The organism is Nonomuraea sp. NPDC050540, from assembly GCF_044457485.1.
GTDB lineage: Bacteria > Actinomycetota > Actinomycetes > Streptosporangiales > Streptosporangiaceae > Nonomuraea.
Map to the genome: position 1 here is coordinate 75,592 of NZ_JBITHA010000022.1, position 22,155 is coordinate 97,746.

The following is a 22,155-nucleotide window of genomic DNA, read 5'->3' on the forward strand; positions in this document are numbered from 1 at the left end:
CTGCTCACTATTGATGGACTCCAGAGGATATTGCTCCGAAAACGGCGCCTCATGCCGGGATCATCCCGTCATCTGACGCATTGTCGCAAGCCCCGGTGAAGAGTATCTATGGAGTCCACAATAAAGACGTGCGGTTACGGGGTGGCGGTGGACGGGGTGTCGCCGTAGGACTCCAGCAGGCCGGACATGATCGCGGCGAACTGGTCGCGGTGCTCCTCGTCCAGGGACTGGAGCAGGCGGGCCTGGTTGGCGATGTGCTCGGGGAGCACCCGGTCGATGACCTCCAGGCCCTGCGGGGTGAGGCGGATCTTGACCGAGCGGCGGTCGGCGGTGTCGCGTACCCGGGTGACCAGGCCCTTGTCCTGCATCTTGTCCACGCGCAGGGTGATCGCTCCGGTGGTGACCAGGGAGACCTTGAGGAAGGTCCCCGCGGTCAGCTCGTACGGCTCGCCCGAGCGCCGCAGCGTCGACAGGACGTCGAACTCGCCGGGTTCGAGCCCGTGCCTGGCCAGCACCTCCTTGATCGACATGTCCCACATGCGCGACAGCCGCATGAGCCGGCCGACGATGCCGACCGGCCAGATGTCGATGTCGGGACGTTCCCGGCGCCACTGCTCCAGCACCGCGTCCACCGCGTCGGCCATGACGACTCCTCCACATAGGCGAGCGCTCATCTACTTGACACTCACATAACCGCTCATTATCTTAGCGCTCATCTTATCAGCTATCGCCTTTCTTAGGGGTTGAGTCGCATGCCTTTCACCTCCCTCCGGGGTTCCAAGGTCCACTACGAGGTGGACGGCGCCGGGCCGGGCCTGGCCCTGGTGCACGGCACCGGCGGAGACGCCGACAAGGTCTTCGGCAACGTCGTGCCGTACTTCGCCGACACCCACACGGTGATCCGTCCCAACTTCAGCGGCAGCGGGCAGACCGAGGACGACGGCTCGGAGCTGACCGTCGAACTGATCGCCGGCCAGGTCGCCGCGTCCATCGAGGCGGCCGCGGACGGCCCGGTGGACCTGCTCGGCTTCTCGCTGGGCGCGGTCGCCGCCGCGGCCGTCGCCGCGACCAGGCCCGAGCTGGTACGCAGTCTGGTGCTGGCCGGCGGATGGGCGCATTCGACCGGACCCCGGGACGCCTTCTACTTCGAAACCTGGCGCAGGCTGCTGGAGACCGACCGTGACCTGTTCAAGAGGTTCTCCGCCCTGACCGGGTTCAGCGCGGCGGCGCTGGACTCCTTCGGCCACGACGGGCTCGCCGCCTCCCAGGCCGACGCGTGGCCGCCCGCCGGGATGGGCCGTCAGATCGAGCTCGGGGCGCGCGTGGACATCCGGGACCTGCTGCCCGCCATCACCGCTCCCACCCTGGTCATCGGGTTCGGCGACGACGCCATGATCCCGATGGAGGGCTCGCGGCACCTGCACCGGGCCATCGCCGGCAGCCGTCTGGCCGAGGTGCGGGGGCAGGGCCACATGGACTGGTTCGCCGACCCCACCGGACTGGTCGAGCTCACCGGCGGCTTCCTCACCGGGGAGAAGTAGCCATGTCCTACCCCGACCCCCGCTACTTCGGCGACCAGGGCGAGGTCAACGCCCTGTTCCGGCCGTCCGGTGCCGCGCCCGACTTCGTCTCGGGGCCGGGCACCGGCGGCGAGACCCGCTACCACTACCTGTCCACCACCGCCTCCACCGGAGGGGAGTACGGCCTGTACCGGGTGGACATGGGGCCGCAGTTCGGCGGGCCCGGCACCCACTTCCACAAGGCGATGTCGGAGTCGTTCTTCATCCTGTCGGGCACCATGCGGCTGTTCGACGGCGAACGCTGGATCGACGCCGTCTCCGGCGACTACCTCTACGTCCCGGTCGGCGGGCTACACGCCTTCCGCAACGCGTCGGGGGAACCCGCGTCCATGCTGATGCTGTTCGCCCCGGGCGCGCCCCGCGAGGAGTACTTCGAAGGGATCACCCAGCTCGGCGACCTCACCGACGCCGAACGCGCCGAGTTCCTCATCCACCACGACAGCTATTTCCTCTGACCGGCGGTGAAGGCCAGCAGGGCGGTGGCGGTCCGCTCCGGGTCCTCCAGGAGGGGCGAGTGCCCGAGGCCGGGCAGCATCTCGACCTTCGCGCCCGGGACGACCCGGTAGTCGGCCGCGGACGCCGACCGCCACCTGCGGTCATCCTCGCCGAAGATCACCAGGAGCGGCTTGCCGAGGGGCGCCAGCCGTTCCGGGAGCGCCCGCTCGTGCAGGTACTCGGTCGTCGCCCGCATCGTCGCGACGAGCGAGTGGTACGTCATGGCGCGTACCTCGTCCAGGAGTTCCCGGGGGACCTCGTAACCCGGGCGGCTGAAGCCGGTGCTCGCGAACCGGCGGATCTGCTCGTCGGCCGGCGGCCACGGCTCCGGGCTGATGGCGGCTGACTCCGAGGCGATGAAGGCGCCCAGGCTGGGGCCGGTGTTGATGAGCGCGAGCGCGTTCACCAGGCCGGGACGCTCTTCGGCCAGAGCGGTGGCGACCACGCCGCCGCTGGAGTGACCGGCCACGACGGCGTGGCCGACGCCGAGCCGGTCCAGGGCCGCACCGACCCGGTGAGCCTGGTCGGCGGTCGCGTAGCTGACGTCGTCCGGTTTGGCCGATCGGCCGTGGCCGAGCAGGTCGATCCGGATCACGTGGTGGGATCCGGTCAGCAAAGGAACCAGCCAGTCCCACGAGCGGGACGAGGACGCGGACCCGTGGATGAGCAGAAGCGCGGGGGCGTCGCGTGGGCCGTCCTGGCGGACGTGCAGGGTTTCGGATGCCGTCATGAGGACACTGTCCACGCCGGTACGCGGCGGTGTCTTGGACGAATGTTCCCTCAACGGGGCTCGTAGCATGGGGCCGTGCGGACGTTCGTACACGGTGCGGCCCGGTGGGAGGTCGCGGTCCCGCGGCGGCCCGGCCGGGTGGCAGGTGTCAGCATGGCCGGATTCCGGGTCGGTGACCTGGACGCGCTCCGGATGGTCCCGCACCCGGCCGTGACGCTGCTGCTGGAGTTCGGGAGCGGTTCGCCGGTCCTCGACCACGCCGCCGGGCGGCAGGGGGGAAGCGTCGTCGCCGGGCCCGGGTTCGGGACCGGAGGCACGGTCTGGGCGCGGGGCGAGAACGTCGAATGTGTGCAGGTACGGCTGTCTCCGCTGGTCGCCCGCGCGGTTCTGGGCGTTGGCCCGGCTGAGCTGGACGGCGCCGCCGTGGCCCTGGACGACCTGTGGGGGCGGGAGTCCTCGCGGCTGCTTGAGCGGCTGGGCGAGGTCCCCTCCTGGGAGGACCGCTTCGCCCTGACGGAGATGCTGCTCGCCCGCAGGTATGAGGCGGGGGCGCGCGTCGATCCGGAGGTGGCTCGGGCCTGGGAGCTGATCGTCGGCGGGCGGGGCCTGGCGCGGATCGACGGCCTCGCGGCCGAGGTCGGGTGGAGCCGTAAGCGGTTGTGGTCGCGGTTCCGGGACCAGATCGGGCTGCCGCCCAAGCGCGCCGCCAGACTGGTCCGCTTCGACCACGCCGCCCACCGGCTGGTCGCGGGTGAAGGCGCGGCCGGGGTCGCGGCGGAGATGGGTTACGCCGACCAGTCCCATCTGCATCGGGAGGTCATGGGGTTCACCGGGGTGACCCCGGCGACCGTGGCCGGTGAGGCGTTCCTGGCGGTCGACGACCTCGCCTGGCCCACGGAGTTCATTGCAAGAGAGCGCTCTCTTGACAGCGGGCTTGTCGTGCCGGACAGTCTCGGGTAAATCCATTTCTGTGAATCCGGGTTAGGAAATCCGAATGGATCACACCCCCCGTTCGCGAATGTCGCTCGCCCTCGTCGCCGCCCTCGCCCTCGTCCTCGCGGCACTGGCCCCCACGGCAGCGGGCGCCACCGTGACCGCCGCTCCCGCCCCCGGCCCGCTGGTCTGGTCCGACGAGTTCAACGGATCCGCCGGCAGCGCCGTGGACCCGTCGAAGTGGCGCTTCGACGTCGGCGGCAGCGGCTGGGGCAACAACGAGCAGCAGTACTACACGAACAGCACCCGCAACGCCGCCATGGACGGCGGCGGCAACCTCGTGATCACCGCCCGCCGGGAGAACCCCGCCAACCATCAGTGCCACTACGGGACGTGCCAGTACACCTCGGCCCGATTACTGACCGCCGCCACCTTCACCCGGGCCTACGGCCGGTTCGAAGCGCGCCTGAAAGTGCCCCGCGGCCAGGGCATCTGGCCGGCGTTCTGGATGCTCGGCGACGACATCGGGTCGGTCGGCTGGCCCGGCAGCGGCGAGATCGACATCATGGAGAACATCGGCCGCGAACCCAGCACCGTTCACGGCACCATCCACGGCCCCGGCTACTCCGGCGGCGCGGGGATCGGCGCCGCGTACTCGATCAGCGGCGCGTACGCCGACGCCTTCCACACCTTCGCCGTCGACTGGTCGCCCAACCTCATCATCTGGTACGTCGACGGCAACGAGTACCAGAGGCGCACGCCCGCCGATCTCGGCGGCAACCGATGGGTCTTCGACCACCCCTTCTTCATGATCATGAACGTGGCCGTCGGCGGGCACTGGCCCGGCTACCCCGACGCCACCACCACGTTCCCGCAGACGATGACCGTCGACTACGTCCGCGTCCACGCCCCGCCCGGCGGCGGCCAGGTCACCGGCGTCGGCGGCAAGTGCGTCGACGTGGCGGGCGCCAACCCGGCCAACGGCACGGCCGTGCAGCTCTGGGACTGCAACGGCTCCGCCGCGCAGAACTGGACGTGGAACGGCGACGGCTCCGTGCGGGCGCTCGGCAAGTGCATGGACGTCACCGCCGCCGGCACCGCCAACGGCACGCGGGTCCAGCTCTACGACTGCAACGGCACCGGCGCCCAGCGATGGACCTTCAACTCCGGCACCGGCCAGATCGTCAACCCTCAGGCGAACAAGTGTCTCGACGCGACCGGAGCGAGTTCCGCCAACGGCACCCGCCTGCAGATCTGGGACTGCTCGGGCGGCGCCCATCAACGCTGGACACGTTGACACTTAATGAGAACGCGCTCTCTCGGAGCCGCCTATATTCACCGTGACCTTTCCCCGGATATTCCCGCGCTCGGCCGCACGGTGCAGGTCCGCCAGCGCCGCCAGCGGCCGGGCGTCCACCTCGACGTCCACCACGCCCTTGTCGATCAGCGCCACCAGCTCGGCCAGCTGGCCCGGATCGTTGCGGGCCACGAAGTGAACCGCGCGTGGATGCTCGATCGGCCGGGTGATCGACACGAACGCCCCGGCGAGCCGCGTCACCGAGGCGGGCACCTCGCCGGCCAGATTGATCAGCACGTCGTTGCCCGGCGGCAGGGGAGCCGCGGTGTAGTCGACGACCTCGTCGGCGCCCAGCGCGAGCACCGCGGCGGCACTGCGCGGGCTCGCGGTGGCCACCACATGGGCCCCCGCGTGCTTGGCCAGCTGCACGGCGAACAGCCCGACCCCGCCCCCGGCCCCGTTGATCAGCACCCGGCTGCCGGGCCCGACACGGGCATGCTCGAAGACCGCCTGCCACGCCGTGAGCCCGGCCACCGGAACGGCCGCCGCGTCCGCCAGCGGGATCCGCTCGGGCGCCCTGACCAGCATGTCCGCCCGGGCGACCGCGTACTCGGCCGCCGCCCCGCCGATCAGCCCGATCACCCGGTCGCCGGGGGAGAGGCCGTCCGCGCCGGTGACGACGGTGCCCGCGACATCCCAGCCGAGCGTGTGCGGCAGCGTGATGCCGAGCGTGTCCTTCAGCAGCCCCGTCCGCAGCCCGATCTCCGACGGGTTGAAGGACGTCGCGGCCACCCGGACGAGCACCTCACCGGGACCCGGCCGCGGCACCGGCACCTCGTCCAGCGAGATCACCGAGGCGTCGCCGTACTCGTGGATGCGGGCGGCGCGCATGGGGGCGAGAAAGTCCGCGGCGTGCTCGCTCGCCCAGGTCTCGAACGTGCTCGCGGGCACGCCCGTGACCTCCTCCACGGTCCTGGTGGGCGCCGGTCCTGGCGCGGCGAGCGCGCGCAGCATCCCGTCCACCGCCGGCGCGGGCCACCCCAGCCCGAGCAGCCGCTTCCGCGCCTCCTCCGGCGGCTCCTCCTCCCAGCGCACCGGCCGTCCGATCGCGGCGCCGATCGCCGTCGCCTGTTCGCGCTGGGTCAGCGCCCGGGGTCCGGTCAGCGTGTAGACCGCGCCGTGGTGGCCCTCGCCGAGCAGCGCCCGTACCGCGACGGCCGCGACGTCCCGCTCGTGCAGGGGAGAAAAGCCCGCGTTCCCGTACGGCTGCCGCACGACGCCCGCACGAACCTGCCCGGCCCACCGCAAGGTGTTGGCCGCGAACGCGTGCGGACGCAGGACCGTCCACTCCCGCGCGGTCCCGGCGACCAGACGCTCGATCTCCACCTCGTACGGCCGGGCGGCGGCCGAGGACAGATACACCACCCGCCGCGCCCCGACCAGTTCCAGCACCTCACGAGCACCCTCGGCCGACGCGAACGGCCACAGAAGGAACATCGCGTCCACACCGTCGAGCGCCGCCGCCAGCGCGGCCGGGTCGGTCAGTTCCCTCGTCACCGTGCGCACGTCGGCGCCCGCGTCCTGAAGCAGGCTCACCAGCGGCCGGCCGATCGTGCCGGTGGCCCCGCTGACCAGAATTCTTGTCATGCCGTCCACGCTAGGGCGCGCTGGAGAGTCACCCAATGCCCTCCCGTCTGCGAGAGATACGCGATCGTCTACCGAGTTAGACTGATGTCATGGACGTCCTGAGCGACGTGATCGCCTCCATGCGCATCGGTGTGCCGCGCTCGGCGCGGGTCGCTTGGCCGGCGCCCTGGGGGCAGCGGTTCCCGTCGGCGCCCGGCTCGGCGGGTTTCCAGGTGGTCCTGAAGGGCTCATGCTGGGCGATCCCGCCGGAGGGCGAACCGATCCCGGTCGGGACCGGCGACGTGCTGTTCTTCCCCCACGGCCACGGCTACACGCTGGCCGACTCGCCCGCCACGCCCGTCGCCGAGCCCGACTGCGACCCCTACGCCGACGCCGAACTGTTCGCCTCGGCCACCATGGAAGGCGCCGGGCTCACCACGGTGACGCTCTGCGGCGGCTACCGGCTCGACCCCGGCCGGGCGCATCCGCTGCTCAGGGATCTGCCCGAGATGATCCACCTGCCCGCCAGGCTGGGCCACAACACCGACCTGCGCGCCGCCGTCGAACTGCTCGGCAAGGAGATGGACGCCCCGCGGCCGGGCGCCGACCTGGTGGTGTCGGCGCTGCTGGACACCCTGCTCCTGTACATCCTGCGCGCCTGGTTCGACTTCTCGACGGAGCACTGCGCGACCGGCTGGGCCGCGGCGCTGGCCGACCCCGCCATCAGCGCCGCACTGGACGGCATCCACCGCCGCCCCGCGGACCCGTGGACCGTCGAATCGCTCGGCCGCCGCGCGGGCCTGTCCCGCGCGGCGTTCTCCCGCCGGTTCGCCCAGCTCGTCGGGCAGCCGCCGCTGACCTACCTGACCTGGTGGCGGCTGGGCACGGCCGCCCGCATGCTGCGCGACAAGGACGCCGCGCTGAGCGAGATCGCCACCGCGGTCGGCTACAGCTCGGAGTACGCGTTCTCCAACGCCTTCAAGCGCCAGTACGGCATGGCCCCCGGCAAGTACCGCCGCCTGGGCTGCCCGTCGCCCGGCCGCTGACCACGACCGTCCGGGCTCTCGCGCACATGGATCTCGCGTGCGTACGACATTCGCGAATGGAACGGTGTGCGCATTGCGTACGTTGTGCCTATAGTGAACGTCGTACACATCGCACGGCCGGTTCGGCCGTCGAAAGGAGACTCCATGCGAATGAGCGACTCCCCTTACAAGACCGCCGAAAAGCTCCTGATGCACAACCGGAGCAAGATCGTCTTCGGTGACAGGGTCGTGCCGAACTGGCTCGGTGACGGGGCCCGCTTCTGGTACCGGTCGAGCACCGCCACCCGGCGGCAGTTCCTCGTCGTGGACCCGGAGGCGGGCACCCGGCGCCCCGCCTTCGACCACGAGCGGCTGGCCAAGGCCCTGGAGACGGCCTCCGGCCACGAGGTGAGCGCGGCCAAGTTGCCTTTCCTGGCCATCGCGCCGGTCGGCGACTCCGTCTATTTCGCAGCCTTCGACAAGACCTGGCAGGTGTCCCTGGACACCTACGAGGCGCAGGAGACGCCGGCCCCGCCGGCCGTCAACCCGATCGAGGCCGTCTCGCCCGACGGGCAGTACACCGTCTACCGCGACGGGCCCAACCTCGGGCTGCGCCGGATCGCCGACGACCAGACCCGGCCGCTGACCACCGACGGCGACGCCGGCCACGAGTACGGCGTGAGCCCCGACTACTTCCAGTACGACAACCTCATGGCGGCGATCGGGCTGCCGGAGAACCCGATCTGCGCCGCCTGGTCACCCGATGCCACCAAGGTGCTGAGCCACCGTACCGACCAGTCGGGCATCGGCCTGGCGCACCTGATCGACAACCGGCCGCGCGGCGGCGGCCGTCCGGGCCTGCAGCCGCAGCGGCTGGCCCTGCCCGGCGACACGCACATCCCGACCGCCGAGATGACCGTGGTCGACGTGATCGGCGGCCGGGTCGTGAAGGCGCAGGACGAGCCCGTGCTGATGACGATCATCTCGCCGATGGTGGTGCGCTGGGCCTTCTGGGCGGAGGACAGCTCGGCCGTCTACTACCTCAGCCAGTCCCGCGACGTGCGCACCCTGAAGCTCAAGCGCATGGACCCGGTCACCGGCGAGGTGACCACCCTGATCACCGAGACCGGCCCCACCCGCGTGGAGCCCACCCAGACGGCGCTCAACTTCTTCCCCATCATCAAGGTGATCAACGGCGGGACGGAGGTGCTGTGGTACTCCCAGCGCGACGGCTGGGGCCACCTCTACCTGTACGACACCAGGACCGGCGAACTCCGCAACCAGGTGACCTCCGGCGGCTGGGCCGTCCAGGAGATCCTGCACGTCGACGAGGCGAGCCGTACCGTCTACTTCACCGCCAGCGGGCTGATCTCCGAGGACCCCTATCGCCGCTCGGTCTGCAAGGCCGGGCTGGACGGCGGCGGGTTCACCCGGATCACCGACGACGCCCTCCACCACGTGGTGAGCGTCTCGGCCGACGGCCGCTACTTCGTCGACAACGCCTCCACGACGAGCACGCCGCCGGTGATCACCGTACGCGGCTGGGACGGGGCCGTCCGCGTCGAGCTGGAGCGGGCCGACATCTCCGCGTTGCGGGCCACCGGCTGGAGCGCCCCCGAGCGCTTCCGCGCCAAGGCCGCCGACGGCATCACCGACGTCTTCGGCGTGCTCTACAAGCCGCACGACTTCGATCCGAACCAGTGCTATCCGGTCATCGACGTGGCGTACCCGGGCCCGCAGGTCCTGCGCGTGCTCCCGACGTTCGACCCGGGCCCGTTCGGGTACGAGGCCGAGGCCCTGGCCGCGCTCGGCTTCGTGGTGGTCGCCATGGAGGGCCGCGGCACTCCGGGCCGCGACAAGGCCTTCCACGACCACTCCTACCGGAACTACAAGAGCGCCGGCGGCATGGAAGACCACGTGTCCGCGATCACGGAGCTGGCGCGGAGCCGGCCATGGATGGACATCGACAAGGTGGGCATCACCGGCATCTCCGGCGGCGGCTACCAGACCGCGCGGGCGATGCTCGACCACCCCGCGTTCTACAAGGTCGGCGTCTCCCGCTCCGGCAATCACGACAGCCTGACCTACCAGCAGGGCTGGGCGGAGACCTACGACGGCCCGGTGGGCGAGGTGGACTACGCGCTGTCGTCCAACGCCGAATCCGCGGCCCGCCTGCAGGGCAAGCTGCTGCTCATCCAGGGCGGCGTGGACACCAAGGTCCTTCCGGAGCAGACGCTGCGCTTCGTGGACCGGCTCATCGCCCATGACAAGGACGTCGACCTGCTGATCATCCCCGGCGCCGAGCACCTCTACCTGGGCTACGAGCACTACATGTTCAGGAAGCTGTTCGACTACTTCGTCCGTCACCTGCTCGAGGTGGAGCCGCCGGCGTACCGGCTGGCTCCCTCGGTGCTCGACGAGGAGCGCATCGCGGAGATGTTCGTCGGATGACCCGGCCGTCCCGGGCGGCGGGGGACCGCCCGGGGCGTGCCGTCACAGCACGTGGAGCGTACGAGCCGAAGGAGAGACCTGATGAGTGGAGTACCAGCGCGTCCGGCGCGCCCCGACCCGGAGCACATGTCCGCCACCGGCGGCAAGGGCATGATCTCGACCTCCCACCCGGCGGCGTCGTCGGCGGGCGTGGCCGTGCTGCGCCGGGGCGGCAGCGCCGTTGACGCCTACCTGGCCGCCGCGGCGGTGCAGACGGTGGTCGAGCCGACCATGACCACGCTGGCCGGCGGCCTGTCGGTCACGGTCTACGACCCGGACACCCGGCAGAGCCTCGTGATCGCGGGCATGGCGGGCCTGCCGGCGGGCGAGAAGGGCGACCTGGACGCCGGGGCCCGGCTGTCGGGCCGTACGGTGGTGCCGCCCGGCTGGGTACGCGGCGCGCACGCCGCCTGGAGCAGGTTCGGCCGCCTGTCGTGGGCGGAGCTGTTCGCCGACGCGGTGGTGGCGGCGCGTGAAGGCTTCGTGGCCGACCCGTTGTTGTGGGGGTGGGCGTTCGCCTACCGCATGGCCGCCGGCCGCTATCAGGAGGGGTACGACACCTGGTTCCCCGGCGGTCACCTGTTCCGCGCCGGCGAGGTGCTGCGCCAGCCCGCGCTCGCGCGGACCATCGAGCAGCTCGCCGAACAGGGACCGGAGTACTTCCACGAAGGCGAGTTCGCCAAGAGGTACGTGGAGACGGCCCGGTTGCACGGCGGCCGGATCACGCTCGACGACATGGCCGCGGCCGGTGCGGTCGAGATGCCGCTCCCGCCGCTGCCCACCGCGGGCGGCTACGAGCTGCACACGGTGGGCGCGCTCTACCCGCTGCTGCTGAGCCTGTCGTCGCTGATCGAGACCGACGACCTGTACACCCGGATGCGCGTCTTCGAGGAAGTGTGGGCCTACGGCCTGGACGAGATCCCCGACCCCTTCACCGATCCGGCGGTCCCGATCGAGGACACGCTGCGCGCGATCTCGCCGGAGGCGGCAGAACGGCTGGTGCCCAGGGTGGTGCACGGCAAGCCGCGGCCGTTCGACTCGATGAACGGCGGCACCAACGCCATTGTGGTCGTGGACGAGCGCGGCATGATCGCGCACGGCACGCACTCCTCCAGTTCCACGGCGTTCGGCGTCGGGCTGATGACGGACGGGGTGATCATGCCCCGGCCGATCACGTTGTTCGCCGACCCTTGGGTGAAGATCCCGGTCGGCTGGGGAACCTCGTTGCTGGCCATGCGTGACGGCAAGCCGGCGTACGTGGCCGGGTCGCCGGCGATCTCGGCGGTGCAGAACGTGTACCAGAACTCCGTGAACGTCCTGCAGCGGGGCATGACGGCGCTCGAATCGGTGAACCAGCCCCTGTTCGGCGCGTCGGTGTATCCGAGCAGGCGGCCGATGGTGGAGTCCTCCTTCGGCGACATCGTCCTCGCGGAGGTGGAACGGCGCGGCGTCGGCATCACCCGCGTCTCCCCGTGGGAGCTGGAGATGGGCAGCTGCCAGGCCATCGCGTTCGGCGAGGACGGCACCCTGCACGGCGTCGCCGACCCCCGCAGGCTGGGCAGCGCCGCCGGGTACTAGCGGTCGCGGAGCGCGGGCACGCCGGCGTGCCCGCGTTCCTCCGGCGCGGTCATGACGACGCTGGGTGTCTTCGACACCGCGTTGCCGAACGTCGACGCCCGCTTACGCTGACATCGGCCCATCCACCTGTATCAGCAACTTGTCAGTGTGCCCGAGCAGGGTGCACCCATGATCAACGATGCGTACACCGTGCCGGCGCTGCCGGCCAACCGCGCCTCCGGCTGCCCCTTCGACCCGCCGCGAGAGCTGTCGCGGGCCCGCGAGCACGGCCCCATCAGCCGCCTGCCCTTTCCCGGCGGGCACGAGGGCTGGGTCGTCACCGGTCACCAACTCGCCCGTACCGTGCTAGGCGACCCCCGATTCAGCTCCCGCCAGGAACTCATGCGCTCCCCGATCGCCGACCTGGGCGACAGCCCGGTTCCCCCGGCGCCGCCCGGCATGTTCATCATGATGGACCCGCCGCGGCACAGCCGGTACCGCAAGCTGCTGGCGGGCAAGTTCACCGTCCGCCGGATGCGGCTGCTCACCGAACGCGTCGAGCGGGTCACCGCGGAACGGCTCGACGCGATGGCCGCCGCCGGTCCTCCCGCCGACCTGGTCAGCGCGTTCGCCCAGCCGATTCCGGCGATCATGATCTGCGAGCTGCTGGGGGTTCCCGCCACCGACCGGCCCTTCTTCCAGGGGCATGTCGCGACCATGTTCGACGAGGACGCCCCGGACGAGGAGCGCTACGCGAGCCACACGGCGGTCCACGGGTACATCGCCACTCTCGTCTCCGCCAAGCGCGCGGCCCCGACCGACGACGTCCTCAGCGACCTGACCGGCACCGACCTGTCGGAGGCGGAGCTCATCGGCGCAGCGGGACTGCTGCTGGCCGCGGGCATGGACACGACCTCGAACATGCTCTCGCTGGGCACCTTCGCCCTGCTGAGCAACCCCGGTCAGGTGGCCGTGCTGCGCGAGGACCCCGACCGGTCCGTCGAGGAACTGCTGCGCTACCTCAGCGTCGTGCACGTCCGGCCACGGGTGGCCCTTGAGGACGTCGAGCTGGCCGGCCACACCGTCAAGGCCGGCGACCAGGTGATCCTGTCGCTCAGCACCGCCAACCGCGATCCGGGGCGCTTCGAGCACCCCGGCGCCCTCGACGCCGGGCGATCGGCCAGTGGCCACCTGGCCTTCGGCCACGGGGTGCACCAGTGCCTCGGCCAGCAACTCGCCCGCGTCGAACTGCGCACCGCCTTCCCGGCGCTGTTCGAACGGTTCCCGTCGCTGCGCCTGGCCGTACCGGCCGAGGAGATCGCCGTCCGCCCCGAGACCGGGGACGTCGTCGGTGTGAAGAGCCTGCCGGTCACCTGGGACGCCTGAGACTCCGTCCCGTGCACGTCGTATGCGAGTTGCGCACACCGATCCGAATGCGTACAGTGTGCACAGCGAGTGTACGACGTGCGCCTAAGGACTGATCATGCCTGTCTTCGAAACCCCAGAACCGATCCTCGCCGTCATCGCCCTGGCGGCCGGCGACGTCCGGATCACCGCCACCGGGCGCGGCGACACCAGCGTCGAGGTACGGCCGAGCGACGCGGCCAATGACGAGGACGTCAGCGCCGCCGGATCGTGCGAGGTCGAGTTCCTCGCCGGCCGGCTCACGGTCAGGACACCGCGCCAGGACGCGTCCGCCAGACGCGCCGGATCGGTGGAAGTCACCGTCGGACTGCCGGAGGCCTCCGGCCTGGAGGCCGACGTGGCCGCCGGGGGAGTGCGCTGCGCCGGGCGGCTCGGCGAGACCCGCGTCACCGCCTCGCACGGCGAGATCGACCTCGACCGGACCGGCCGCCTGGAGGCCGGTTCCGGCTCCGGGGCGATCCGGGTCGCCGCCGTCGACGGCCAGGCCCTGATCAAGACGCTGAGCGGGAACGTGCACCTGGGCGAGATCTCCGGCGACCTGCGCGCCGGCACCGCGCACGGGGACATCGTCGTCGAACGGGCCCTGTCCGGCGTCCAGGCCAAGACCGCGCACGGCGACATCCGCATCGGCGAAGTGGTCCGCGGGCTCATCTCCGTCTCCACGGGCCTGGGCGAGGTCGAGGTCGGCGTCCGCCAGGGCACCGTGGCCCGCCTGAACCTCGGCTCCACCTATGGCCGGGTCCGCAACCTGCTCCAGCCCGGCGCAGCACCCGGACCCGCCGAGGACCACGTCGAGGTCAGCGCCTCGACCACCCACGGCGACGTCCTCATCCACCACTCCTGACCCGCGAGAGGAATCCACCATGACCGAGCCGTTGAGCACCCTGCCCCTGGAACGGCCCGCCGGCCGCCCTTTCGATCCGCCCGCCGAGCTCGCGCGGCTGCGCGCGGAGCAGCCACTGCGGCCGCTGATCTTCCCCGACGGGCACGAGGGCTGGCTGGCCCTCGGCTACGACGAGGTCCGCGCCATCGTGGCCGACCCGCGCTTCAGCTCCCGCTACGAGCTGATCCACTACGCGCTGGCCGACGTCGGCCAGATGCCGCCAGCTCCGCCCGGCGACCTGGTCGGGGTGGACGCGCCGCAGCACACCCGCTACCGCAAGCTGCTGGCGGGCAAGTTCACCGTGCACCGCATGCGCCTGCTGGCCGAGCGCGCGGAGGAGGTCACGAAGGAGCACCTGGAGGCCATGGCGGCGTCCGGCTCGCAAGCCGATCTGATCGAGGCCTTCGCCCGGCCGGTGCCCGCGGTGATGATCTGCGAGCTGCTCGGCGTGCCGTACGCCGACCGGCAGGAGTTCCAGCAGATGGCCGCCACCATCGGCGGGCTGGACGCCACCCCGGAAGAGCAGTACGCCGCCTACGCCCAGATGGGCGAGTACATCGGCAAGCTCGTCCAGGCCAAGCGCGCCACTCCCACCGACGACGTGCTCAGCGACCTGACCGGGAGCGACCTGACGGACGAGGAGCTGGCCGGCGTCGGTGCGTTCCTGCTCGGCGCCGGGCTCGACACCACCACCAACATGATCGCGCTGGGCACCTACACCCTGCTGCGGCACCCGGACCAGCTCGCGCTGCTGCGCGAAGACCCGGACCTGGCCGGCAACGCGGTGGAGGAGCTGATGCGGTTCCTGACGATCACCCACACCGGAGCGCGCGCGGCCTTGGAGGACGTCGACCTGGGCGGGCAGACGATCAAGGCCGGGCAGACGGTCGCGCTGGCGGTGCAGGCCGCCAACCGCGACCCCGGGAAGTTCCCCGACCCGGACGTCCTCGACCTGCGCCGCGACGCCTCCGGCCACATCAGCTTCGGCCACGGCATCCATCAGTGCCTGGGCCAGCAACTGGCCCGCGTCGAGATGCGCGCCGCCTTCCCCGCGCTCCTCGGCCGCTTCCCCGGGCTGAGGCTGGCCGTACCCGCCGATCAGGTGCCGATGCGTGAGGGCTTGGACATCTACGGCGTGCACCGCCTGCCGGTCACATGGTGAGCGTCCAGCGACCCGCCGAAAGTCCCTGACCATGACCGTGGCCGAACCCGCCCTCAGCTGGGAGAACATCGTCACCGCGCACTCCGCGCGCGTGCACCGGCTGGCCTACCGGCTGACGGGCGACCCGCACGACGCCGAAGACCTCACCCAGGACGTCTTCTGCAAGGTCTTCCGCTCCCTGCACACCTACCGGCCGGGCACCTTCGAGGGCTGGCTGCACCGCATCACCACCAACCTCTTCCTCGACGGGGTACGGCGGCGCGCCCGCGCCCCCGTGCACCCGCTCAGCGAGGATTCGGCGGACCGGCTGCCCGCCCGCGACTCCACTCCCGAGCAGTTTCTCGACGAGCGGCGGTTCGAGCCCGACATCGAGGCCGCCCTGCTCGCCCTCACCCCGGTGAACCGGGCCGCGGTCGTGCTGAGCGACGTGGAGGGCCTGCCGTACGAGCAGGTCGCCGAAGTGCTCGGGATCAAGACCGGAACCGTCCGCAGCCGCATCCACCGCGGCCGCGCCCAGCTCAAGCAATACCTGCACCACCGAGCCTGTGAAAGGACATGACATGCACACCTTCGACACCCCCGGCCCCATCCACGCCCTCGTCGAGTTCGGCTCCGGCGAGGTCCGCGTCGACGCGGGGCCGTACGAGGAGACCACGGTCGAGGTGACCCCCGCCGACCCCGCGCGCTCCGCGGACGTGGATCTGGCCGGGCAGACCGAGGTCACCTACGCCGACGGACGCCTGGCCGTGCGCTCGCCCCGCCAGTCCTCGCGCCGCTGGTCCGCCAAGACGCCGCCGTCGGTGGTGGTGGTCATCCGGCTGCCGGCCGAGTCCGAGCTGAACGCCGACGCCTTCCACGGCGCCATCCGCGCCACCGGAAGCCTCGGCGACGTCGAGGCGCGCACCTCGCACGGCGACATCTCCCTGGAGGAGACGGCCGGCGTGCGCGCCCGCAGCGAGCACGGCTCCATCACCATCACGCGGCCCGTCGGCGTGGTGGAGATCGCCACCGACGGGGCCGTCCGCGTCGGCGAGGCCGGCTCCACCCTCACGATCGAGGCGGGCAGCGGCGACATCGACATCGACCGGGTGCGCGCCGACATCAAGGCCACCTCGGCCCATGGCGGCATCCGCATCGGACGGCTGGTCTCGGGCAAGGCCGTACTGGAGAGCGGCTACGGCGCCGTCTCCGTCGGCGTTGCCCGCACCACCGCCGCCGACGTGGACGTCAACTCCCGGCACGGCGAGGTCCGCGACACCCTCGACTCCGGCCGCGCCCCCGTGCACACCGACGCCAAGGCGGACATCTACGCCCGCACCACCTATGGCGACATCCATGTCCACCGCGCCTGACCTGCCAAGGAATCCGACCATGACCGGCACCGCCATCACCGTCTCCGGGCTGCGCAAGTCCTACGGCTCCCACCGCGTACTCGACGGCATCGACCTGTCCATCCCGCAAGGATCGATCTTCTCCCTGCTCGGGCCCAACGGCGCGGGAAAGACGACGACCGTGCAGATCCTGTCCACGCTCATCAAGGCCGACGCCGGGCAGGTCACCGTGGCCGGCAACGACCTGGCCAAGCAGCCGGACGCCGTACGCGCCGCCATCGGCGTCACCGGCCAGTTCTCCGCCGTCGACGGGTTGCTGACCGGCGAGGAGAACCTTCGCCTCATGGCCGACCTGCACCTGCTCGGCCGCTCCAAGGGCCGCAAGACGGCCCGCGAGCTGCTGGAGCGCTTCGACCTGACCGGCGCGGCCCGCAAACGGGCCGCCACCTACTCCGGCGGCATGCGGCGCCGCCTCGACCTGGCCATGACCCTGGTGGGCGACCCGAGCGTCATCTTCCTCGACGAGCCGACCACCGGCCTCGACCCGCGCAGCCGGCGTTCGATGTGGGCGATCGTGCGCGAACTCGTCGACGGCGGCGTCACCATCTTCCTCACCACCCAGTACCTGGAGGAAGCCGACCAGCTCGCCGACCGCATCGCCATGCTCAACGGCGGCCGCATCGTCGCCGAAGGCAGCGCGGAGGAGCTCAAGCGGCTGGTACCCGGCGGGCACATCAGCCTGAAGTTCGCCGACTCGGCGAGCTACGAGCTCGCCCTGCGCGGCGTCGGCCCGATCTCCCGCAACGACGAGGCCCTCACCCTGCTCGTCCCCAGCAACGGCGGCACCGCCACCCTGCGCGGCCTGATCGACTGGCTCGACGGCAACGCCATCAAGGTGGAGGAACTGTCGGTGCACACCCCCGACCTCGACGACGTCTTCCTCGCCCTCACGGAGTCACGATGACACGCGCCCTGACCGACTCGGCGACCATGCTGCGCCGCCAGTTCCGGCACATCCTGCGCTACCCGGCGCTGACCCTGACCGCGGCCGGCATGCCGATCATCTTCCTGGTGCTGTTCGTGTACGTCTTCGGCGGCACCATGGGCGCCGGCATCGACGTCGGCACCGGCGACCCGCGCACCGCCTACGCCAACTACCTCGCGCCGGGCATCATTCTCATGACCGTCGTCGGCGCGGCCCAGGGCACCGCCATCTCGGTGGCCACCGACATGACCGGCGGCATCGTGGCCCGCTTCAAGACGATGGCCATCGCCCGCGTCTCCGTGCTCACCGGGCACGTACTCGGCAGCATCATCCAGACCATGCTCGCCGTCGTCGCGGTGGTCGCCGTCGCGCTGCTGGTGGGCTTCCGGCCCGGCGCGGGCGTGGGCGGCTGGCTCGGCGTCGCCGGCGTCCTGGTCATGATCAGCTTCGCGATCACCTGGCTGTCCACGGCGCTCGGCATGGTCACCGACGACATCGCCGCCGCCAGCAACCTGCCCATGCCGTTGATCATCCTGCCCTTCCTCGGCAGCGGCTTCGTCCCCACCGCTTCGATGCCGGACGCCCTGCGGTGGTTCGCCGAGAACCAGCCCTTCACCCCGATCATCGAGACCCTGCGCGGCCTGCTCACCGGCGCGCCGGTCGGCGACAGCCTCACCCGCTCGATCGCCTGGAGCGCCGTCATCGCCCTGCTCGGATACCTGTGGGCCAAGAAGCTGTACAACCGCGACCCCGGAAAGTGAGAACCGCCGGCCTGCACTTGCCCACGCCCGGATGACGGCGCCATCGACCCAGAAACAAGGAGACGCACCATGCATCAGTTCGCCTCGGAGCGGGGGCCGGCGTGACCGCCTCCGCCACCCTGGCGGCTCCCCTCAGCACGACCGCCCGATCCCTGGCGCCGGATCTGGCACGCGGCATCATGCTGCTGGGCATAGCCCTGGCCCACGCCCCGCAATTCCTGCTCGACTGGACACGCGGGTCCTCGGCCCTCAACACGATCGCCCACTTCTTCACCACCCTCGTCACCGACAACCAGGCCCGCGGGATGTTCGTCTTCCTGTTCGGCTACGGGCTCGGGCAACTGGCCCAGCGTCAGTACGCGCGCGGCAGCGAATGGCCGTCCGTGCGCGCGCTGCTACGCCGGCGCAGCCTGTGGCTGATCGTCATCGGGCTGGCACACGCGGTGGTCCTGGTGCCGTTCGACGTCATCGCGGTCTACGGCGTGACGATGCTCTTCCTCGCCTTCCTCGTACGCGCCCGCGACGCCGTCCTGTGGCGGCTGGGCCTGCTGACCCTGATCCCGGGGGGACTCTTCCTCACCTGGCAGAGCGTTCAGGTCTACACCACGGCCGCGGAGGGCTCGCCGTTCACCATCGCGAAGTACATGGAGCCGACCTTCGTCGATCACCTTCTCACCAACGCCATCGCGTGGCCGGGCAGAACCCTGGTGTCCATCCTCTTCGCGATCCCCGGCATGGCGTGGGGACTCCTGGCCGCCCGCAAGAAGATCCTCGACGAGCCGGGACAGCACATGGCTCTCCTGAAGCGGATCGCCCTGCTGTGCATCGGCGCCGCGGTCGTCGGACGGCTCCCGGCGGCGTTCCTGGCCGTCGGCACCTGGCCCGACGTGGCGACGCCCGTCGTATGGGTGACGTACGCCGCGCACAGCTTCACCGGCTACATCGGCGGCATCGGCGCGGCCGCGGCCATCGGGCTCGCCGCCGTCCGCATCGGCCACAACCACGGCCCCCTCACCACCGCCCTGGCCGCCCTCGGGCAGCGCTCGATGACGTTCTACCTCGCGCAGTCGGTGGTATGGGTGGCGCTCTTCTACCCGTTCACCCTGGGCCTGCGCGACGACCTCAGCTTCGCCGCCAGCCTCGCCGTCGCCGTCGTCATCTGGGCGGCCTCGATTCCCGCGGCGGCCTGGATGCACCGCAAGGGATACCGGGGCCCGTTCGAGGCGCTCGTGCGCCGCATGTCGTACCGCTAGTTCCGGACGGCCGTTTCCTCCCGCAGGCGCTCTGCGGAGCGCGGGGGATGCCCAGGATCACGATCCGGCGACCGCCGAGGGGCGTCACGTTCGAGACGTGCCGTCGCCATCCGCGACGCGCAGCCGTTCCCGGTAGGCGCGAACGGCCGGCCGCACCAGGCACCCGCAGCCCGTAGACCCCTGGTCCCCTCGGGGTGAGCGACGGAAGCTCCGGGGCATCGGACATGAAACCGAACAAACGCATGTCCCCGAGCGAGGTAGCGGTCCACACGTGACGGTCACATGGCCGTCACGGACGCCCGTGAAGATCGTGGCGGGGTCAGCAGGGTTCAGGCATGGCCGAGTCCTACGCGGACCACGGTGGCGGCGGTCTCCAGGGGCGCGGGCTGGCGTGGTGAGCAGGAGGCGGCCACCACGAGCCGGTCGGCGAGGCCCGAGATCGTGGCGCACGTCGCCGCGGCGCTGTCCACCGGCCCGGCGTGTGGCGACCGGCCGTCCACGACGGCGGCCACCACGGTCGTGCGGGGCAGGCCGCCCATCCGGGTGAGGGCGTCCAGGGCGCCGGGCGCGGTCACGAAGTCCAGGGCGATGCTCTCGACCCGCGACCTGCCCAGGACGGCCAGCGCGGGACCGGCCTCGCCCGAGCACAGGCACACCATCAGCCGGGGACGGTTGCTCAGCTCGCCCAGCCGCCGGTAGACGCGGGCCAGGCGGCGCAGGTCCGCAGGGTCGGCCGGTGCGGGCTCGTCCAGTTGGACCTCCTGCGCTCCGGCGGTGGCCAGCCGCTCCAGCAGTTCGGCGTACGGCTCCAGGAACGCCTCCAGCAGGCTGAGCGGATCGAAGCCCGGGCCGCCGGCGCTTCGGCCGCCGGTGCTTCGCAGGAAGGCGAGCGGGCCGGGTAGCACCGGGCGTACCTCGAAGCCGAGCCGCCTGACCGCCAGGTAGGCGGCGAGCGGCGCGCCGTGGTCGAGCCGGAAGCGGGTGGCTGGGGTGAGCGCCGACCCCTCCGCGACGCCGAAGGTCGCGGGGGAGCGGAAGGTGGGGTGGTGGAGCGGGAGGTCGGTCAGGCCGAGCGCCCGCCATCCTTCCCACAGGCCGGTGGTGGTCGCCGGGCGTCCGAGCACGGTGGTGCGCTGTCTCACGTCGGGTCCTTTTCCCTCGCGGAACCCCTGGGGGCCGCGCGCCGGGCGGCGCGCGGGCGGTGGCAGGTGTTCGGACTCGCGGGCGTCTCACACGTTCCTACTGGCCGTCGCTTCCCAGGCCGGAGCCCAGTGCTTGCGTGGACGGCGGTCGTTCCCGCTCACCGCTGCGGGGCAGTCCCGGATTCACACCGGGTTCCCTCTTGCGCCGATCCCTCAACGGGGCCGGGCCAGCCGCAGGAGGAAGCATATGCCCTGCGCGGGTCGCGCACGCGGCCATGCCTCGCCCGGCCTGGGCGTGACGCGGCGAGGTGTTCCCGGCATGGGGTCGCGTCATCTCACGCCGCGGCACCTCGGACCGCGGCATGTTCGGGCTGTGGCATCTCGGGCGTCGCGCCTCGGGCCGGGGGCGCTTCGGGGCTCGGGCATCCGATCTCGCGTGTGCCGGGAGATCGGATGCGTCGCGTGCATGGCCGTGGTGCCGTGCGGGTACCGGGCCTTGGTCTCCGATCGATGAGGCCCGCGTGCCGGGTCAGGGGCGGGGGATGGCGACGGCGTCGTACGTCGTGTCGGGGGTCGGCGGGGTGGTGAAGCGGGCGTTGGGCAGGTACAGGCGGGACCCGAACGCGGCCACCGTCGTCGGCACGTCGAACAGGACGCTGGTCACCCGCCGGACCACGCGGCCCTCGGTCCCCGCCGCGTTCAGCCGCAGGACCGCCACGGTGTTGATCCGGTTCTGCACCGCGTACAGGGTCCGGCCGCGCAGCAGCAGGCCGTCGCCCTGCGGCAGCGACTCGCCGTGCAGGTCGATCCGGGAGGTGGTACCGGTGCCGTCCACGCGGAACAGGCCGCCGGTGTTCGACTGCACGAGGATCAGGCCCCGGCCGTCGGGGGTGGCGGCGATGCCGTTGGCGTTGATGCCGGTGCCGTACACCAGATCGCCCGTGAGCGGGACCCGCACCACGTCGGCGGGCAGCCGTCCGCCGCGCAGCGGCAGCTTGTAGAGCACCGGGTTGGCGGAGTCGGTGAACCACGCGGCGTCGCGGGTGAGGATGACGTCGTTGACGAATCCGGCGGCGGTGGCCAGCCGGTAGGAGGCCAGGATCCGGCCGGTGCGGGTGTCGACGACGCGGGCGTCCCCGGCCGTGCCGCCCGCCACGAACAGGCGGCCGCGCTCGTCGATCTTCATCCCGACGGACGGGGTGCCGGGACCCTCGCTGATGATCGCGCCGCGCCCGGTACGCAGGTCGGCCCGGTAGATGGAGCCGTTCGCCAGCGAGCCGAAGTAGGCGAGCGGGCCGGAGCCGATGGCGATGCCCTCGGGCCGGAAGCCGTTGGGCAACGGGATCGACTCGGGTAACTCCCGGTCCGCGGCCGCCCCGGCGGGAGCGCCGGTGGCGGCGGCCAGGACGAGCGTGGTGACAATCGCGCAAAGGAGCCTGATGGTTCGCAGCATCTGATGCCCTCTTTCCAATCGTCTCGG

At 71.5% G+C, this 22,155-nt stretch carries 21 protein-coding genes and 1 riboswitch; of the genes, 15 read left to right on the top strand and 6 right to left on the bottom strand.

The window, feature by feature from the left end:
• Positions 1 to 134: 134 nt before the first annotated feature.
• Entirely contained in the window at positions 135 to 644 is a 510-nt protein-coding gene (locus ACIBI5_RS46815) for a MarR family winged helix-turn-helix transcriptional regulator (protein WP_397257159.1), read from the bottom strand.
• Positions 645 to 752: 108 nt separating this feature from the next.
• Between ACIBI5_RS46815 and ACIBI5_RS46820 the strand changes: the two genes are divergently transcribed.
• Positions 753 to 1,541, top strand: coding sequence for an alpha/beta fold hydrolase (locus ACIBI5_RS46820; RefSeq protein WP_397257161.1), 789 nt, complete (start codon positions 753 to 755; stop codon positions 1,539 to 1,541).
• A gap of 2 nt (positions 1,542 to 1,543) precedes the next feature.
• The gene (locus ACIBI5_RS46825; protein ID WP_397257163.1) at positions 1,544 to 2,035 is read left to right on the top strand and encodes a cupin domain-containing protein; all 492 of its coding nucleotides are present in this window, start codon (positions 1,544 to 1,546) and stop codon (positions 2,033 to 2,035) included.
• Here ACIBI5_RS46825 and ACIBI5_RS46830 read toward each other — a convergent pair.
• Positions 2,023 to 2,805: an alpha/beta fold hydrolase gene (locus ACIBI5_RS46830; RefSeq protein ID WP_397257165.1), complete on the bottom strand. Its 783-nt coding sequence runs from the start codon at positions 2,803 to 2,805 to the stop codon at positions 2,023 to 2,025. The two genes, ACIBI5_RS46825 and ACIBI5_RS46830, sit on opposite strands and share 13 nt — an antisense overlap.
• 75 nt (positions 2,806 to 2,880) lie before the next feature.
• Between ACIBI5_RS46830 and ACIBI5_RS46835 the strand changes: the two genes are divergently transcribed.
• A complete protein-coding gene (locus tag ACIBI5_RS46835; RefSeq protein ID WP_397257167.1) occupies positions 2,881 to 3,765 on the top strand; it encodes a helix-turn-helix domain-containing protein in 885 nt (294 codons plus the stop codon).
• Between the two features lie 34 nt (positions 3,766 to 3,799).
• Positions 3,800 to 5,035: an RICIN domain-containing protein gene (locus ACIBI5_RS46840; RefSeq protein ID WP_397257169.1), complete on the top strand. Its 1,236-nt coding sequence runs from the start codon at positions 3,800 to 3,802 to the stop codon at positions 5,033 to 5,035.
• Positions 5,036 to 5,038: 3 nt separating this feature from the next.
• On the opposite strand, the gene ACIBI5_RS46845 is transcribed toward ACIBI5_RS46840, so the two are convergent.
• Entirely contained in the window at positions 5,039 to 6,682 is a 1,644-nt protein-coding gene (locus ACIBI5_RS46845; protein ID WP_397257171.1) for an alcohol dehydrogenase catalytic domain-containing protein, read from the bottom strand.
• A gap of 89 nt (positions 6,683 to 6,771) precedes the next feature.
• Here ACIBI5_RS46845 and ACIBI5_RS46850 point away from each other — a divergent pair, with 89 nt between their 5' ends.
• The 3 genes from ACIBI5_RS46850 (at position 6,772) to ACIBI5_RS46860 (ending at position 11,754) form a co-directional block, all read left to right on the top strand.
• Positions 6,772 to 7,707 (top strand): AraC family transcriptional regulator, encoded by a 936-nt coding sequence (locus ACIBI5_RS46850; RefSeq protein ID WP_397257172.1) that lies wholly within the window; start codon positions 6,772 to 6,774, stop codon positions 7,705 to 7,707.
• A gap of 150 nt (positions 7,708 to 7,857) precedes the next feature.
• On the top strand, positions 7,858 to 10,137 hold the full coding sequence (locus tag ACIBI5_RS46855; RefSeq protein WP_397257173.1) for a DPP IV N-terminal domain-containing protein: 2,280 nt from the start codon (positions 7,858 to 7,860) through the stop codon (positions 10,135 to 10,137).
• A gap of 81 nt (positions 10,138 to 10,218) precedes the next feature.
• A complete protein-coding gene (locus ACIBI5_RS46860; protein ID WP_397257175.1) occupies positions 10,219 to 11,754 on the top strand; it encodes a gamma-glutamyltransferase in 1,536 nt (511 codons plus the stop codon).
• Here the strand turns inward: ACIBI5_RS46860 and ACIBI5_RS46865 are convergent.
• Positions 11,751 to 11,876 carry a hypothetical protein gene (locus ACIBI5_RS46865; protein WP_397257176.1) on the bottom strand — a complete coding sequence of 42 codons (126 nt, stop codon included), beginning with the start codon at positions 11,874 to 11,876 and terminating at the stop codon, positions 11,751 to 11,753. The two genes, ACIBI5_RS46860 and ACIBI5_RS46865, sit on opposite strands and share 4 nt — an antisense overlap.
• Before the next feature lie 46 nt (positions 11,877 to 11,922).
• On the opposite strand from ACIBI5_RS46865, the gene ACIBI5_RS46870 reads away from it, so the two are divergent.
• The 8 genes from ACIBI5_RS46870 to ACIBI5_RS46905 all read left to right on the top strand — a co-directional run bounded on the left by ACIBI5_RS46870 (position 11,923) and on the right by ACIBI5_RS46905 (position 19,533).
• A complete protein-coding gene (locus ACIBI5_RS46870) occupies positions 11,923 to 13,119 on the top strand; it encodes a cytochrome P450 (RefSeq protein WP_397257178.1) in 1,197 nt (398 codons plus the stop codon).
• Positions 13,120 to 13,216: 97 nt separating this feature from the next.
• Positions 13,217 to 14,002 (top strand): DUF4097 family beta strand repeat-containing protein, encoded by a 786-nt coding sequence (locus tag ACIBI5_RS46875; RefSeq protein ID WP_397257179.1) that lies wholly within the window; start codon positions 13,217 to 13,219, stop codon positions 14,000 to 14,002.
• A 19-nt stretch (positions 14,003 to 14,021) separates the two neighbouring features.
• Positions 14,022 to 15,203: a cytochrome P450 gene (locus tag ACIBI5_RS46880; RefSeq protein WP_397257181.1), complete on the top strand. Its 1,182-nt coding sequence runs from the start codon at positions 14,022 to 14,024 to the stop codon at positions 15,201 to 15,203.
• A gap of 31 nt (positions 15,204 to 15,234) precedes the next feature.
• Entirely contained in the window at positions 15,235 to 15,762 is a 528-nt protein-coding gene (locus ACIBI5_RS46885) for a sigma-70 family RNA polymerase sigma factor (protein WP_397257183.1), read from the top strand.
• A gap of 1 nt (position 15,763) precedes the next feature.
• Complete coding sequence (locus tag ACIBI5_RS46890) at positions 15,764 to 16,555, top strand: DUF4097 family beta strand repeat-containing protein (RefSeq protein ID WP_397257185.1); 792 nt, start codon at positions 15,764 to 15,766, stop codon at positions 16,553 to 16,555.
• A 19-nt stretch (positions 16,556 to 16,574) separates the two neighbouring features.
• Positions 16,575 to 17,498 carry an ATP-binding cassette domain-containing protein gene (locus tag ACIBI5_RS46895; RefSeq protein WP_397257187.1) on the top strand — a complete coding sequence of 308 codons (924 nt, stop codon included), beginning with the start codon at positions 16,575 to 16,577 and terminating at the stop codon, positions 17,496 to 17,498.
• The gene (locus ACIBI5_RS46900) at positions 17,495 to 18,280 is read left to right on the top strand and encodes an ABC transporter permease (protein WP_397257189.1); all 786 of its coding nucleotides are present in this window, start codon (positions 17,495 to 17,497) and stop codon (positions 18,278 to 18,280) included. The genes ACIBI5_RS46895 and ACIBI5_RS46900 overlap by 4 nt, the downstream gene beginning before the upstream one ends.
• 101 nt (positions 18,281 to 18,381) lie before the next feature.
• On the top strand, positions 18,382 to 19,533 hold the full coding sequence (locus ACIBI5_RS46905) for a DUF418 domain-containing protein (protein ID WP_397257191.1): 1,152 nt from the start codon (positions 18,382 to 18,384) through the stop codon (positions 19,531 to 19,533).
• 329 nt (positions 19,534 to 19,862) lie between these two features.
• Here the strand turns inward: ACIBI5_RS46905 and ACIBI5_RS46910 are convergent, their stop codons facing one another.
• Both ACIBI5_RS46910 and ACIBI5_RS46915 read right to left on the bottom strand, forming a co-directional pair.
• Complete coding sequence (locus ACIBI5_RS46910) at positions 19,863 to 20,675, bottom strand: hypothetical protein (protein ID WP_397257193.1); 813 nt, start codon at positions 20,673 to 20,675, stop codon at positions 19,863 to 19,865.
• 43 nt (positions 20,676 to 20,718) lie between these two features.
• A riboswitch (cobalamin riboswitch) is annotated at positions 20,719 to 20,922 on the bottom strand.
• Between the two features lie 282 nt (positions 20,923 to 21,204).
• Positions 21,205 to 22,128, bottom strand: a complete 924-nt coding sequence (locus ACIBI5_RS46915; protein ID WP_397257195.1) for an SMP-30/gluconolactonase/LRE family protein — start codon at positions 22,126 to 22,128, stop codon at positions 21,205 to 21,207.
• Between the last annotated feature and the right edge of the window lie 27 nt (positions 22,129 to 22,155).